Source organism: Streptomyces sp. So13.3 (assembly GCF_005860785.2).
GTDB lineage: Bacteria > Actinomycetota > Actinomycetes > Streptomycetales > Streptomycetaceae > Actinacidiphila > Actinacidiphila fildesensis.
This window is the reverse complement of the sequence record NZ_CP048835.1, coordinates 1,314,986-1,328,661: the sequence shown is the minus strand read 5'-3', so window position 1 is coordinate 1,328,661 and position 13,676 is coordinate 1,314,986. Positions and strand designations below refer to the sequence as shown.

Annotated in this window: 14 protein-coding genes and 1 riboswitch; of the genes, 6 read left to right on the top strand and 8 right to left on the bottom strand. The window is 70.9% G+C overall.

Annotation, left to right across the window (positions count from 1 at the left end):
* The first annotated feature begins 315 nt into the window (after positions 1 to 315).
* From dnaE to C8250_RS06265, 4 genes are all read left to right on the top strand, one after another.
* Complete coding sequence (gene dnaE, locus C8250_RS06280; RefSeq protein WP_138354497.1) at positions 316 to 3,873, top strand: DNA polymerase III subunit alpha; 3,558 nt, start codon at positions 316 to 318, stop codon at positions 3,871 to 3,873.
* A 90-nt stretch (positions 3,874 to 3,963) separates the two neighbouring features.
* Complete coding sequence (locus C8250_RS06275; protein WP_138354498.1) at positions 3,964 to 4,386, top strand: GNAT family N-acetyltransferase; 423 nt, start codon at positions 3,964 to 3,966, stop codon at positions 4,384 to 4,386.
* A 67-nt stretch (positions 4,387 to 4,453) separates the two neighbouring features.
* A complete protein-coding gene (locus C8250_RS06270; RefSeq protein ID WP_138354499.1) occupies positions 4,454 to 4,681 on the top strand; it encodes an antitoxin in 228 nt (75 codons plus the stop codon).
* Positions 4,678 to 5,049 carry a fic family toxin-antitoxin system, toxin component gene (locus C8250_RS06265; protein ID WP_138354500.1) on the top strand — a complete coding sequence of 124 codons (372 nt, stop codon included), beginning with the start codon at positions 4,678 to 4,680 and terminating at the stop codon, positions 5,047 to 5,049. Before C8250_RS06270 ends, C8250_RS06265 begins: the two co-directional genes overlap by 4 nt.
* Positions 5,050 to 5,081: 32 nt before the next feature.
* On the opposite strand, the gene bioD is transcribed toward C8250_RS06265, so the two are convergent.
* From bioD to bioB, 3 genes are all read right to left on the bottom strand, one after another.
* On the bottom strand, positions 5,082 to 5,801 hold the full coding sequence (gene bioD, locus C8250_RS06260; protein WP_138354501.1) for a dethiobiotin synthase: 720 nt from the start codon (positions 5,799 to 5,801) through the stop codon (positions 5,082 to 5,084).
* An 83-nt stretch (positions 5,802 to 5,884) separates the two neighbouring features.
* Entirely contained in the window at positions 5,885 to 7,216 is a 1,332-nt protein-coding gene (locus C8250_RS06255) for an adenosylmethionine--8-amino-7-oxononanoate transaminase (RefSeq protein ID WP_138354502.1), read from the bottom strand.
* A complete protein-coding gene (gene bioB / locus C8250_RS06250; protein WP_138354503.1) occupies positions 7,209 to 8,477 on the bottom strand; it encodes a biotin synthase BioB in 1,269 nt (422 codons plus the stop codon). Before bioB ends, C8250_RS06255 begins: the two co-directional genes overlap by 8 nt.
* A gap of 202 nt (positions 8,478 to 8,679) precedes the next feature.
* Here bioB and C8250_RS06245 point away from each other — a divergent pair, with 202 nt between their 5' ends.
* Positions 8,680 to 9,852, top strand: a complete 1,173-nt coding sequence (locus C8250_RS06245) for an 8-amino-7-oxononanoate synthase (protein WP_138354504.1) — start codon at positions 8,680 to 8,682, stop codon at positions 9,850 to 9,852.
* On the opposite strand, the gene C8250_RS06240 is transcribed toward C8250_RS06245, so the two are convergent.
* A complete protein-coding gene (locus C8250_RS06240) occupies positions 9,820 to 10,056 on the bottom strand; it encodes a DUF397 domain-containing protein (protein ID WP_138354505.1) in 237 nt (78 codons plus the stop codon). The two genes, C8250_RS06245 and C8250_RS06240, sit on opposite strands and share 33 nt — an antisense overlap.
* Before the next feature lie 11 nt (positions 10,057 to 10,067).
* Positions 10,068 to 10,955, bottom strand: a complete 888-nt coding sequence (locus tag C8250_RS06235; RefSeq protein ID WP_138354506.1) for a helix-turn-helix transcriptional regulator — start codon at positions 10,953 to 10,955, stop codon at positions 10,068 to 10,070.
* Positions 10,956 to 11,197: 242 nt separating this feature from the next.
* Here C8250_RS06235 and C8250_RS06230 point away from each other — a divergent pair, with 242 nt between their 5' ends.
* The gene (locus tag C8250_RS06230) at positions 11,198 to 11,626 is read left to right on the top strand and encodes an ATP-binding protein (protein ID WP_138354507.1); all 429 of its coding nucleotides are present in this window, start codon (positions 11,198 to 11,200) and stop codon (positions 11,624 to 11,626) included.
* A gap of 86 nt (positions 11,627 to 11,712) precedes the next feature.
* Here the strand turns inward: C8250_RS06230 and C8250_RS06225 are convergent, their stop codons facing one another.
* The 3 genes from C8250_RS06225 to C8250_RS06215 form a co-directional block, all read right to left on the bottom strand.
* Positions 11,713 to 12,345, bottom strand: coding sequence for a GNAT family N-acetyltransferase (locus C8250_RS06225; protein ID WP_138354508.1), 633 nt, complete (start codon positions 12,343 to 12,345; stop codon positions 11,713 to 11,715).
* On the bottom strand, positions 12,342 to 12,770 hold the full coding sequence (locus C8250_RS06220) for a VOC family protein (RefSeq protein WP_138354509.1): 429 nt from the start codon (positions 12,768 to 12,770) through the stop codon (positions 12,342 to 12,344). Before C8250_RS06220 ends, C8250_RS06225 begins: the two co-directional genes overlap by 4 nt.
* A gap of 149 nt (positions 12,771 to 12,919) precedes the next feature.
* Entirely contained in the window at positions 12,920 to 13,390 is a 471-nt protein-coding gene (locus C8250_RS06215; protein ID WP_244808993.1) for an NlpC/P60 family protein, read from the bottom strand.
* 3 nt (positions 13,391 to 13,393) lie between these two features.
* Positions 13,394 to 13,557: riboswitch (cyclic di-AMP (ydaO/yuaA leader) on the bottom strand.
* Positions 13,558 to 13,676 lie beyond the last annotated feature (119 nt).

The window sequence follows — 13,676 nt, the reverse complement described above, 5'->3', positions numbered from 1 at the left end:
ACTGGGAGGTTCGTCCATGGAGGGACGCTCACACCTTTCCTGGAGGTCGTTCCGTCGGAGGACTCGATCACGCTCATAGTAAAGGAAAGGCAAAGGCGCGGCGTGGCGCGGGGCCTCCGGAGCGCCCGGCGGGTCGCTCCCGACGCCACGCGCGGGCTACCCCACGGTGTTGCGCGAACTCGTTCCGTGATCGCCCCAGGTCACTGTTTCACGCCGTTTTCGATCATGTGGGAAGGGCCGCGAGGAGGCTTCCGGTGAGGGTGCCGAGGGATAGGGTGGAGGCTTCCCGCGACCCGCCCCGGAGGTGCCTGCCCGGTGTCCGACAGCTTTGTCCACCTGCACAATCACACCCAGTTCTCGCTTCTCGACGGCGCGCAGAAGCTGCCCATCCTCTTCAAGAAGATCGAGGAGGAGGGGATGCCGGCCGTGGCGATGTCGGACCACGGCAACATGTTCGGCGCGTACGAGTTCTTCCAGGTGGCGAAGAAGGGCCCGGTCAAGCCGATCATCGGCATCGAGGCCTATGTGGCGCCGTCCTCGCGGCGCAACCGGAAGCCGGAGTTCTGGGGCCCAGGCGGGCAGCGGGCCGTCTCGGACGACGGCGAGGGCAGCAAGGACGTCAGCGGCGGCGGCCGCTTCACCCACATGACGATGTGGGCCGAGCACGCGCAGGGGCTGCGGAACCTCTTCCGGCTCTCCTCGCTCGCGAGCTTCGAGGGCTTCTACGGCAAGCCCCGTATGGACCGCGAACTGATCTCCCAGCACGCCTCGGGGATCATCGCGACCACGGGCTGCCCGTCGGGCGAGATCCAGACCCGGATCCGGCTCGGCCAGTTCGACGCGGCCCTCCAGGCGGCCTCCGACTTCCAGGACATGTTCGGGCGGGAGAACTACTTCCTGGAGCTGATGGACCACGGCCTGGACCTCGAGCGCAACGTCCGCGAGGACCTCCTCAAGATCGCCAAGGAGCTGAAGATCCCGCTCCTGGCGACCAACGACTCGCACTACGTGCACGAGAGCGAGGCCGACTCGCACGACACTCTGCTGTGCGTCGGCGTCGGCAAGAACAAGGACGACCCGGGCCGCTTCCGGTTCAACGGGACCGGCTACTACATCAAGACCGCGGCCGAGATGCGGGAGCTGTTCTCCGAACTGCCCGAGGCGTGCGACAACACGCTGCTGATCGCCGAGCGCATCCAGGACTACGACGAGGTCTTCGCCGAGGTCAACCAGATGCCGCAGTTCGTGGTGCCCGAGGGCGAGGACCAGGAGTCCTGGCTGCGCAAGGAGTGCATGCGCGGCCTGGCGATGCGGTACGGCGACCCCATCCCGGACGCCGTCATGGAGCGCTTCGAGACCGAGATGAAGATCATCGGTCCGATGGGGTTCTCCAGCTACTTCCTCGTCGTCGCCGACATCTGCAAGTACGCCCGTGACAACGACGTGCCCGTCGGCCCCGGCCGTGGCTCCGCGACCGGTTCCATCGTCGCGTACGCCACCCGCATCACCGAGCTGTGCCCCCTGGAGCACGGGCTGCTGTTCGAGCGGTTCCTGAACCCCGAGCGCATCAACCCGCCCGACGTCGACCTCGACTTCGACGACCGCCAGCGCGACCGGATGGTGCGCTACGTCACCGAGAAGTACGGGGAGGAGTACACCGCCCAGGTCAACACGTTCGGCACCATCAAGGCCAAGGCCGCGGTCAAGGACTCCTCCCGGGTCCTGGGCTACCCCTTCGCGATGGGCGACCGCATCACCAAGGCGATGCCCGCCGACGTGATGGGCAAGGGCGTCCCGCTCACCGGCATGTTCGACCCCTCGCACCCCCGCTACGGCGAGGCGGGCGAGATCCGGCAGATGTACGAGAACGAGCCGGACGTCAAGCGCGTCATCGACACCGCGAAGGGCATCGAGGGCCTGGTCCGCGGCACCGGTGTGCACGCGGCCGCGGTGATCCTCTCGAAGACACCCCTGCTGGACCTGATCCCGATGCACCGCCGGGACAAGGACGGCGTGATCATCACGGGCTTCGACTACCCCAGTTGCGAAAACATGGGGCTGGTCAAGATGGACTTCCTGGGTCTCCGGAACCTGGGCATCATCCATCACGCCCTGAAGATCGTGAAGGAGAACCGGGGGGTGGACCTCAAGACCGAGACCATCCCGCTGGACGACGCCACCACCTACGAACTGATGGCCCGCGGCGACACCCTGGGCGTCTTCCAGCTCGACGGCGGCGCCATGCGCGCCCTGCTGAAGCTGATGGAGCCCACCCGGTTCGAGGACATCGCCGCCGTCCTCGCCCTGTACCGGCCGGGCCCGATGGCCGCCAACGCGCACACCAACTACGCGCACCGCAAGAACGGCCGCCAGGAGATCGAACCGATCCACCCCGAGCTGCGCGAAGCGCTCGACCCGATCCTGGGCACCACGTTCCATCTGCTCGTGTACCAGGAGCAGATCATGGCCATCGCCCGGGAGCTGGCCGGCTACAGCCTCGGCGGCGCCGACCTGCTGCGCCGCGCGATGGGCAAGAAGAAGCCCGAGGTGCTGGCGGCCGAGTGGGAGAAGTTCCACGGCGGCATGCAGACCAACGGCTACAGCGAGGAGTCCATCAAGGCGCTGTGGGACGTCATGCTCCCGTTCTCCGGCTACGCCTTCAACAAGTCGCACACCGCCGGCTACGGACTCGTCTCGTACTGGACCGCCTACCTCAAGGCGAACTACCCCGCCGAGTACATGGCGGCGCTGCTCACCTCGGTGGACGACGACAAGGACAAGGCCGCCATCTACCTGGCCGACGCCCGCAAGATGGGCGTCAGGGTGCTGCCCCCGGACGTGAACGAGTCCACCGCCGACTTCACCGCCGTCGGCGACGACGTCCGGTTCGGTCTGAAGTCCGTGCGCAACGTGGGCACCAACGTCATCGAGTCGCTGGTCGCCTCCCGCAAGTCCAAGGGCAAGTACACGGCGTTCAGCGACTTCCTCGACAAGGCCGAGATCACCACGCTCAACAAGCGCGCCGTGGAATCCCTGATCAAGGCCGGCGCCTTCGACTCGCTCGGACACACCCGCAAGGGACTGTCCGCGGTCCACGAGGACGCCATCGACGCGATCATCCCGGTCAAGAAGGCCGAGGCGTACGGGCAGGACGACCTGTTCGGCGCGCTCGACAGCGGGGACGACGGCGGCGGCAGCGGCTTCGGTCTGGACTTCAAGATCGGCGAGGACGAGTGGCCGCGCAAGCAGCTGCTGTCGACCGAGCGCGAGATGCTGGGCCTGTACGTCTCGGCGCACCCGCTGGACGGGGCCGAGCACATCCTCGCCCGCAACCGCGACACCTCCATCGCCGATCTGGTCGCCTCCGGGCAGACCCAGGGCGTGGTGAAACTCGCGGGGCTGATCACCACCGTCGAGCGGCGGATGACGAAGCAGGGCAACGCGTGGGCGATCGTGCACCTCGCCGACCGTGACGCGAACATGGAGATCTGCTTCTTCCCCGCCTCTTACCAGCTCGTGCAGCACGCCCTGATCCCGGACACCGTGGTCGCGGTGACCGGACGGATCAACGACCGCGACGGAACGATCAACATCGCCGGTCAGGAACTGATGGAGCTGGACATCTCGTCGGCCGAGTACGGCGGCAAGCCTCCCGTCCAGCTGTTCATGCGGGCCCACAAGCTCAACCAGCCGACGATCAACGAGCTCAAGCGGATCCTGCGCGCCCACCCGGGCGACAGCCCGGTGCGCATGCGGGTCCGCGGGCCGGAGAAGACCACCGTCTTCGAGCTGGGGTTCCTGGTGAACCACGAGACCATCGCCTCCGACATCAAGGGCTCCTTCGGCGCCGAGAGCTGGCTGGGCGTGGCATGACCCGCGAGTGGTCTCCGTCCCGTCCGCTTCCGGGCTGACGGGACGGAAACCACTGGCCGCGGGGGCGAGCCGGCTGTTTGACTGCGCCGCATGAACGACCTTCACATCCGCGCGGCGGCCCCCTCGGACATCGCGGCCGTACTCGGCTTCTGGCAGGTGGCGGCCGAGGGCGCCAGCATCAGTGACGACGAGCAGGGCGTGGCCCGGCTGATCGCCCGGGACCCGGAGGCGCTGCTCCTGGCCGAACGCGACGGTGTGCTCCTGGGGTCGGTGATCTCCGGATTCGACGGCTGGCGGTGCCATATCTACCGGCTGGCCGTGCACCCCGGCGCCCGGCGCCAGGGGATCGCCGCGGCGCTGCTGGCGGCGACGGAGGAACGCTTCGTCGCGCTGGGCGGGCGGCGGGCGGACGCGATGGTCCTGCAGCGCAACGAGCTGGCGCACCACGCTTGGAAGGCGGCCGGCTATGGCCCCGAGGAGCCGTGGCGGCGCTGGACCAAGCCGCTGAGGTAGCCGCCGGCCGGCGGGATCCGCCGTGGCCCACTTGCCGCTACTAGCGGATCGGCGCTAGCTTGTAGGTATGGCCAAGACCCAGTTGAACGTGCGGGTGGAAGAGTCCACCGCCGAAACGGCCCGGGACCGGGCTTCGCGCCGGGGCATCAGCGTGAACCGGTACATCGAAGAGCTCGTCCAGCAGGACGCGGGTGAACGCGGACGCACCTTCGTCGAGGCCGCGGCCGACTTCATGAAGAGCTACGAGTCGGTGTTCGCGGAGGAGTTCGGCACGGAGCGCGAAGGCAGCCGTTGAGCCTGCGTATCGACCTGGCCTGGCTGCTCATGGTCGCCGAGCACAACACCCCGGGCGACCCACAGGTCACCGACTGGGGCGCGCTGCTCGCGGCGGTGAGCCGGCACCAGGCGGAGATCTTCGGCACCCCCGTCTACCCCGACCCGCACGACCGCGCCGCCGCACTGCTGCAGATACTCGTGCACGTCCCCGCCCTGGAGCGGTCCAACGCGATGTTCGCCTCGGCGGTCGCGTACGCCTACCTCGTCGCCAGCGGACTCAAGGTCACCACCTCACCGGAGCAGGTCCGCGATCTGGCCCGGCTGGTCAAGGACGGCTCCGCCGGCGTCGGCCGGATCGCGGACGAGCTGCGCGGCTGGGGCGGATAGCCGGATAGCCGGACGGGACTTCGCAACACGCCCTAGCCGCGTCCCTCGGTCCGGGTGAACTCCTCGGCGTCCCAGACACCGCCGAGCTGCGGGGCCAGCCAGCCCGGCGCGGCGGCTCGGAACTCCTCCGGGGTGAGGGTGCTCGCACCGGCCGGGACCGCCCCGAGCAGCGGCACCCCCGCCGACTCCGGGAGGTCGGTCAGATTGCAGCGGGCCGCCAGGTCCGGTTCGGCCGGCCAGCTGCCGACGATGAGTCCGGCGCACCGCAGGTCCCGCGCGGCCAGCGCCTCCGTCGTCAGCGCGGCCGTGTTGAGCGTGCCGAGACCGGCGGGCACCACCACGAGTACGGCGGCGCCGAGCAGCTTCGCCACATCGGCCAGGGTCGAGCCGCCGTCGTCGAAGCGCACCAGCAGTCCGCCCGCGCCCTCGATCAGCACCACGTCGTGCACGGCGGACAGCTTCGCGGCCGCCTCGGCGATCTCGGTCGGACGCACCGGGTGCAGTCCTGCCCGCCGGGCCGCGGTCGCGGGCGCCAACGGTTCCGGGTAGCGGGCGAGTTCGACCGCGGTGACCCCGCCGGCCAGCCGCGCCACCTCGGCCGCGTCACCCGGCTCACCCTCCGCCAGGCCCGTCTGGGCGGGTTTGAGCACGGCGACGCTCAGCCCCTGCGCCAGTGCGGCCGCGGCGACCGCCGCGGTCACCACCGTCTTCCCGATCTCCGTGCCCGTCCCCGTGACCGCCAGTACCGCCATGTGACCGCTTCCTCCTCGTGTCGATGCCGGACGGCGCGCCGACCGCTCCGCGCCGTCCGCCCCGCGCTGTCCGCCCCCGGTTGTCAGCCCGCGCGCGCGGCCGCCAGGACCGCCGCACAGATCCGCGCCACGTCCTCGTCCCCGGTGACGTAGGGCGGCATGATGTACACCAGATCACGGAACGGGCGCAGCCACACACCCGCCCCCACCGCGGCCCGGGTGGCCGCGGCCATGTCGATCTGATGGTCGAGCTGGACGACCCCGATCGCCCCGAGCACGCGGACGTCCCGTACGCCCGGCAGCGCGGCGGCGGGCGCCAGTCCGTCGAGCAGTCCGGCCTCGATGCGTTTGACCTCGCCCGCCCAGTCCTGCGACAGCAGCAGGTCGATCGAGGCACACGCGACGGCCGCCGCGAGCGGGTTGCCCATGAACGTCGGGCCGTGCGCGAGAACCGGGACCTCGCCGCGCGAGATGCCGTCGGCGACCCGGGTGGTGCACAGCGTCGCCGCCATCGTCAGATAACCGCCGGTCAGCGCCTTGCCCAGACACATCACGTCGGGCGAGATCCCGGCGTGCTCCGCCGCGAAGAGAGCGCCGGTGCGGCCGAAGCCGGTGGCGATCTCGTCGAAGACCAGCAGCACGTCGTGCTCGTCGCACGCCTCGCGCAGCACCCGCAGATAGGCGGGGGAGTGGAACTTCATCCCGCCGGCGCCCTGTACCACCGGCTCGACGATCACCGCCGCCAGCTCATCGGCGTGACGGCCGATCAGCTCCCGCAGATGGGCCACGTAACGCGGGTCGGGCTCGGCGACGAAACCGGACGGCGGCGCGTCGGCGAAGACCTGCCGGGGGAGCGCCCCCGACCACAGTTCGTGCATCCCGCCGTCGGGGTCGCACACCGACATCGGCTGCCAGGTGTCCCCGTGGTAGCCGCCGCGCCAGGTCAGCAGCCGCTGCTTGGCCGGCCGGCCCAGCGAACGCCAGTACTGCAGGCACATCTTGACCGCGACCTCGACCGACACCGAGCCGGAGTCGGTGAGGAAGACATGGCGCAGCGGCTCCGGGGTGATCTCCACCAGTCGCGCCGCGAGGCGGACGGCGGGCTCGTGGGTGAGCCCGCCGAACATCACATGGCTGAACCGGTCGAGCTGGCCGCGCGCGGCCTCGTTGAGGACCGGGTGGTTGTAGCCGTGGATCGCCGACCACCAGGACGCCATGCCGTCGATCAGCTCGGTCCTGCCCTCCGCCGGGGCGGCCAGCCGCAGCCGGACCCCGGACGCCGATGCGACGATCAGCGGCTCCTGACGGCCGGGCATCGGCCCGTAGGGATGCCAGACGTGCTCCCGGTCCAGCGCCAGCAGCGCATCGGGGGTCAGCGCCACCGGAGCCGGCGGCGTGATGAGAGGCTCAGGCATTGGGCGGCAGGTCCGTTCCCGCTCCGCGCCGGCGGACGGCGACCAGTCCGGTGCGGGCGGCACCCGCCGGGACCGGCTCCTGGTCCGGTGCGCCCGCGGGCTCCGCCACCGGCTCGGGTGCGCCCTGCGCCGCGCCGCCACAGGGACCGCAGCCGCCGCCGTCGGCGTGCGAACCGCAGCCCGCGTCCTCGTTCTGCGAGCCGCAGCCGCCGCCCGCTTCGTGCGAGCCGCAGCCGCCGCCGGCGTGCGCCACGTCCGCGCGGTGCTGGGGGAGCGTGACCGTACCCGCGCCCTCCACCTCGAAGCCGGCGTCGGCGATCATGTCGAGGTCGGCCTGGCCGGCCTGGCCCTCGCTGGTCAGATAGTCGCCCAGGAAGATCGAGTTCACCAGGTGCAGCGCGAGCGGCTGCAGGGAGCGCAGGTGCACCTCGCGGCCGCCGGCGAGCCGGACCTCCACGTCGGGGCAGACGAACCGCACCATCGCCAGGATCCGCAGGGCGCGCTGCGGGGTGAGGTTCCACTCCTCGGCCAGCGGGGTGCCCTCGAACGGGATCAGGAAGTTGACCGGCACCGAGTCCGGGTCCAGCTCACGCAGCGCGAACACCACGTCCACGAGGTCGGCGTCGGACTCGCCCATGCCCGCGATCAGACCGGAGCACGCGGACAGCCCGGCCGCCTGTGCCTGCTGCACGGTGTCCACCCGGTCGGCGTAGGTGTGCGTGGTGGTGATGCCCCCGTACGTCGCCTCGGAGGTGTTCAGGTTGTGGTTGTACGCGTCCGCGCCGGCCTCGCGCAGCCGGTCCGCCTGACCGGCGGAGAGCAGGCCCAGGCACGCACACACCTCGATGCCCTCGTTCTCCTCCTTGATCGCCTCGATGGTCCGGGAGACCCGGTCCACATCGCGGTCCGTGGGACCGCGCCCGCTGGCCACCAGGCACACCCGCTTGGCCCCGCCCGCGACACCGGCCGTCGCGGCGGCCGCCGCCTCGTGCGGCTTGAGCCAGGTGTACTTCAGGATCCCGGCCGTGGAGCCGAGCCGCTGCGAGCAGTACGAGCAGTCCTCCGGGCACAGCCCGGACTTGAGGTTGACCAGGTAGTTGAGCTTCACACGGCGCCCGAACCACTGGCGCCGCACCTTGCCGGCCGCGGTCACCACATCGAGCAGGTCATCGTCGGAGGTCGCCAGTACGGCAAGCGCCTCATCCCGGGTGGGCAGCTCTCGGCGCAGCCCCTTGTCCACCAGCGTGTTCAGCAGATCCATAGGGGCGATCCTGGCCCACCGAGGGGCCGAGAGCCAATGATGGACCGCACAACAGGGGTGGCTATAGGTGTGTGTATCGCCACACCCTGTCCGGGCGGCCCGACCAGTACGTTGCTGCCAGGCCCACCCGCACCTCCGCACCGCACCGCCGGACCCCCCGGCGGACCCGCCAGAGCCCGCCCCGCCGACCCCAGGGACCCCGATGAGCCGCGACCCGTTCGACTGGATCGACGCCCACGCCGAGCGGCGCCGCGAGGCCGGCCTCGTCCGCACCCTGCGACCGCGGCAGGCGGAGTCGACACTGCTGGACCTGGCGGGCAACGACTACCTCGGACTGGCCCGGCACCCCCAGGTCACCCGGGCCGGGGCCGACGCCTGCCTGCAGTGGGGCGCGGGCTCCACCGGTTCCCGGCTGGTCACCGGCACCACCGAGCTGCACACCGAACTGGAGGCGGAGCTCGCCGAATTCTGCGGGTTCGAGGCCGCCCTGGTCTTCGCCTCCGGCTACGCCGCGAACCTGGCCGCTGTCACCGCGCTGACCGGGCCCGGCACGCTCATCGTCTCCGACACCTCCAACCACGCCTCGCTGATCGACGGCTGCCGGCTGTCGCGCGCCGACACCGAGGTCGTCGCGCACCGCGACACGGAAGCGGTGCGCAAGGCGCTGGACGCGCACGACGGGCCCGCCGTCGTCGTCTCCGACTCGGTCTTCTCCGTCGACGGCGACGCGGCCCCGCTCACCGGACTGGCCGCCGCCTGCCGCGAGCACGGCGCGGCACTGCTCGTGGACGACGCCCACGGACTGGGCGTCCTGGGCGAGGGCGGCCGGGGCGCGGCCTGGGCGGCGGGCCTGGCCGGCGCGCCGGACGTGGTCGTCACCGCCACGCTGTCGAAATCGCTCGGCAGCCAGGGCGGAGTGGTGCTCGGCCCGGCCCGGGTGATCGAGCACCTGGTGAACGCCGCCCGCACCTTCATCTTCGACACCGGGCTCGCGCCCGCCGCGGCGGGCGCGGCGCTCGGCGCGCTGCGCCTGCTGCGCGGTGAGCCGGAGCGCGCGGAGCGGGCCCGTGCGGTGGCCCTGCAGCTGTACGACCGGCTGACCGCGGCGGGGCTGCGGTCGGCCCGGCCGGACGCCTGTGTGGTCGCGGTGCGTGCCCCGTCGGCCGGGGAGGCGCTCCAGTGGGCGGCGGACTGCAGGAACGCAGGCCTGGCGGTGGGGTGCTTCCGCCCGCCGTCGGTGCCCGACGGCATCTCGCGGCTGCGGCTGACCGCCCGCGGCGATCTGACGGATCAGCAGATCGCCGAGGCGGTCGGGGTGATCGTGCGCACCGCGCCTCGCGACTCAGCCCGGTCCGGCGAACTCACCGGCGCGTAGCGCCCGTACGAAGTCGTCCCAGGCGGCCGGCGCGAACAGCAGCACCGGTCCCTCGGGGTTCTTGGAGTCGCGCACGGCCAGCTGTCCTGCGGACAACCGGGCCGTTTCGACGCAATTGTTGGCCGCGGTGCTGTAGCTGCTGCGTTGCCACCGCGTCGCACAAGGAGTTGTGCTGGAGGAAACGTACCGAGGCAGTACCGGCATATGGTGCCTCCTTACGCGCCTTTGCTGTTCCCGGAGCCGATCCAGGAGTCGTTCCCGGAGCCGATCCCGGAAATGAACGCCAATGAGTCGTCGTACGACAGGGCGTGGGAGCGCAATCGGTCGAACGCGGCGCTGTAGGCCCTGAGATCCTCTTGTCGATCCACATAGAGACTACTCGTCAAATGGTCGATAACAACAACGTCCAGATCGGCAATGAGCGGGAAGGAGAAGATTACGAAAGATCCCGTAACACCTATGTGGCCGCCCGCGGCGAAGGGCAGAACCTGCAGCCGTATCCGCGGCATCCTGGCGGCTTCCGCGAGGTGTCGCAACTGCGCCCCCATGACCTGTGCTCCGCCGACATTGCGCCGCAGCACCGCCTCGTCGAGCAGAGCGTGCAGCTCCAGCGGGGAATCCTGCTCCAGCACGGCCTGCCGGGCCGTCCGCACCTCGACCAGGGCGTCGACCTCCCGTGCCCCGAGCTGCGGGAGGACCGAGCGGGTGAGCGCGCGGGCGTACGCCGGGGTCTGCAGCAGGCCGGGCACCACGCTGTTCTCCATGGTGCGCGCCCGGCCGGCGCCGGTTTCCAGACTGATGAAGTCGCGGTACTCCGGGGGCAGTACGTCGCGGAAGTCGTGCCACCAGCCGCGCTGGGTACCCTTCCCGGCCAAGGTCGCCAACAGGTCGCGCAGTTCACGGTCGCGGACCCCGTAGATGTCCAGCAGACAGGCCACGTCCTCCGGCCGCGCGCTGCTGCGGCCGGTCTCGATACGGCTCACCTTCGGCTGGTGCCAGCCGGCCCTGCGGGCGGCCTCGCCGCTCGTCATCCCGGCCAGATCGCGTTGCCGCCGGAGTTCCGCTCCGAGCTTTCGGCGTCGTACCGCGGGGATCCGTTGCATCGCGCGCCGCCCTTCCTGAAGGAACTTTTCAGACCGTCACCAGTGCGACAGTCTGCGCCTGAATACGTTCTCGCGTAGCAGGGTTCACCGCTTTGAGCGACAGATATATGCATATCGCTGTGGATCGGCCGCAATAGCGGCACCATAGGTGGCACTCTGGCGCGAAGTAGCCGTCCGCGGCTCCCTGCGGGCAGACCGCACGACGGAGTCTCGGGGCACGGCGGGAAAGGGACAGCGTCGCCATGGCAGACCTCCAGGAAGCATCCGTCACCCTGCCGAGCGACCCCGCCTCGGTCACCACGGCCCGCCGGTACGTCTGCGGGCTGCTGGCGGACTGGGGGATGCCCGAGAACGCGCCCGCAGTCGACGCTGTCCGGCTGATCGTCTCCGAACTCGCCACCAACGCCGTGCTGCACACCCTCGGCCAGTCACCCACCTTCACCGTGGACGTCCAGCTGGAGCGGTCCGAACACCTGCGGATCGGGGTCACCGACAGCCATCCGCGCTGGCCGCAGCGGCTGCCGGCCGCCGTCCAGCAGGACAACGGGCGCGGCATGGTCATCATCCGCCATCTCACCGCGGAGTCCGGCGGCCGGCTCTCGGTGACCCCCACGCCGGACGGCGGCAAGACCGTCTGGATCATGCTCCCCTGGGCGGTCCCGGTGCAGTGACCGGTGTGGCCGCGAGCGGTGTGCCGTGATCGGGGCGCCGCGACCGGTGTGCCGTGATCGAGGTGTGGGAGCCCGGCCCGGGAACGTCAGCCGTGGTCCGCGACCAGTAGCGCCTCCGCACCCACCGGGACGTATCCGGCGGCCAGGAAGGCGCGCACGCTGGAGGCGTTTCCCGGGGCGATCTGGGCCCACAGCGGACGGCCGCCGGGCACCAGGTGGCGGGCGGCGCGGGCGAGGCGGCGGCCCAGGCCCGTTCCGCGCGCGCCGGGGTCGACCTCCAGGGCCGCTTCCCAGCGGCCGCCGACGCCGCGGCCGATCAGCACGGTGCCGCCAGGTGTCGTCCAGGCCCGTACGTCGTCACGGCGCTGCAGCGCCCGGACGATCCGCGGATGGGCGCGGTCGGTCGCCGGCTCCAGTCGCAGATCCGGCGGCCCCGGCAGCGGCTGGGCGAGCACCATCATGTCGATGTTCTCCACCCGCCGGCCGACGCGCCGGCCCAGGGCGTCCAGGAACGCCGGGCTGAGCGGCGCGGCGAGATCGCCGGGGGTCAGCAGACCGCGCATCCAGTCGTGGTCGGTATCGGTGAACACGACGGCGTGCGCGGCGAAGGAGAAGACTCCGGCGTCGCGCTCCGAGGGCTGCGGCACGAGGGTCACCCCGCCGTCCGGGGCGGGCAGGACGCCCTTCTCCACATCGGCCAGGATCCGCGGCAGGCTCATGCCTGAGGTGCTTCAGCCGCCTGGGTCGTCCCGGCCGCCGCCCGGGCGCGTTCGGGGGCGCTGCGCTCGACGCAGAACTCGTTGCCCTCCGGGTCGGCCATGTACACCCATCCCGTTCCGTCCGGCCTCCGCTGGTCACTGACCACTGTCGCGCCCAGCCCGGTCAGCCGCGCGACCGTCTCGTCGCGGGTACCGGTGGGCGGCTGGATGTCCAGGTGCACCCGGTTCTTGGCCGACTTGCCTTCGGGCACCCGGATGAACAGCATTCCGGGGACACCCGGTTGGCCCGGATCGATGAGCACCTCGGAGTCACCCGGGTCGGAGTCCTCCAGTACGTAGCCGGTCAACTCGGACCAGAACACGGCGAGACGGTACGGATCGGCGGCGTCGAAGGTGATGTGGTGGACGGGGTTGAGATAGGTCATATACGGCTCCCGGCCGGAGGGTTGGTCCCGAGCGGGGTCAACATATCCGTCCGGCAGGCGTCCTTGCCGGGATTATCCGCCCGCTCCGCCGCTCCGCCCGCGTCGCCCAACGGCCGAGCGGGGCCCGGACGGCCGGGCCCCGCGGTGCGTCAGCGGACCCGCCCGTACCAGACACTGCCGGTCCAGATCTTCTCCAGCCGGACCCGGGTGCCCGTCTTGGGGGCGTGCCAGATCTTGCCGCTGCCGGCGTAGATGCCCACGTGGTAGACGCTGCTGCCGGTGTGGAAGAACACCAGGTCGCCGGCCTGGCGGCTTGAAGCCGCGATGTGCTTGGTGCTGTTGTACTGGGCGCCGGTGGTGCGGGGCAGCTTCTTGCCGGCTTTGTTGAACGAGTACAGAGTGAGTCCGGAGCAGTCGAAACGGTTCGGCCCCGCGGCGCCGTACTGGTACGGAGAGCCCTTCTTCGACGCCGCGACGCTCAGGGCCTTGGCGGAGGCGGTGGCCGCGTCGGCGTGGGTGGCGGTGGCCGGCAACAGGGCGGGGACCGCGACAGCGGCGGCGGTGAGGACCGAGGCGGCCCCCAAACGGGACAGACGTGTGGACATGCCGAACGTGGCCATGCGAAACCCTTCGTCGTCCGCTTGCGAAGGATGACCTGTCGGGTTCGGGCAGGCGAAGAATCCCGGCCGCTGACGCGGCTTCACCCCAAGGGGACGGCCTGGATACCGCTGGGCCGGCCCCGTCGTGCCTGGGTCCTCCGTTCCTGCCGTTGCAGTGTCGACCGGGCATCCGGGCGGCGGCAGGATTGGGCGTCCGCTCGGACCGCCCCACCACGGCGGCGGGGTCTTGTCGTCGAAGGGAGCATGACTCACGAATGCGCTCGGATCGGTACACAAACGGCTTTAT

Bases quoted from the DNA above. Each gene is read 5' to 3' on its own strand.
- C8250_RS06275 (WP_138354498.1), top strand. From the start codon at position 3,964: ATGAACGACCTTCACATCCGCGCGGCGGCCCCCTCGGACATCGCGGCC.
- C8250_RS06270 (WP_138354499.1), top strand. From the start codon at position 4,454: ATGGCCAAGACCCAGTTGAACGTGCGGGTGGAAGAGTCCACCGCCGAA.
- bioD (WP_138354501.1), bottom strand. From the start codon at position 5,801: ATGGCGGTACTGGCGGTCACGGGGACGGGCACGGAGATCGGGAAGACG.
- C8250_RS06255 (WP_138354502.1), bottom strand. From the start codon at position 7,216: ATGCCTGAGCCTCTCATCACGCCGCCGGCTCCGGTGGCGCTGACCCCC.
- bioB (WP_138354503.1), bottom strand. From the start codon at position 8,477: ATGGATCTGCTGAACACGCTGGTGGACAAGGGGCTGCGCCGAGAGCTG.
- C8250_RS06245 (WP_138354504.1), top strand. From the start codon at position 8,680: ATGAGCCGCGACCCGTTCGACTGGATCGACGCCCACGCCGAGCGGCGC.
- C8250_RS06240 (WP_138354505.1), bottom strand. From the start codon at position 10,056: ATGCCGGTACTGCCTCGGTACGTTTCCTCCAGCACAACTCCTTGTGCG.
- C8250_RS06235 (WP_138354506.1), bottom strand. From the start codon at position 10,955: ATGCAACGGATCCCCGCGGTACGACGCCGAAAGCTCGGAGCGGAACTC.
- C8250_RS06230 (WP_138354507.1), top strand. From the start codon at position 11,198: ATGGCAGACCTCCAGGAAGCATCCGTCACCCTGCCGAGCGACCCCGCC.
- C8250_RS06225 (WP_138354508.1), bottom strand. From the start codon at position 12,345: ATGAGCCTGCCGCGGATCCTGGCCGATGTGGAGAAGGGCGTCCTGCCC.
- C8250_RS06220 (WP_138354509.1), bottom strand. From the start codon at position 12,770: ATGACCTATCTCAACCCCGTCCACCACATCACCTTCGACGCCGCCGAT.
- C8250_RS06215 (WP_244808993.1), bottom strand. From the start codon at position 13,390: ATGGCCACGTTCGGCATGTCCACACGTCTGTCCCGTTTGGGGGCCGCC.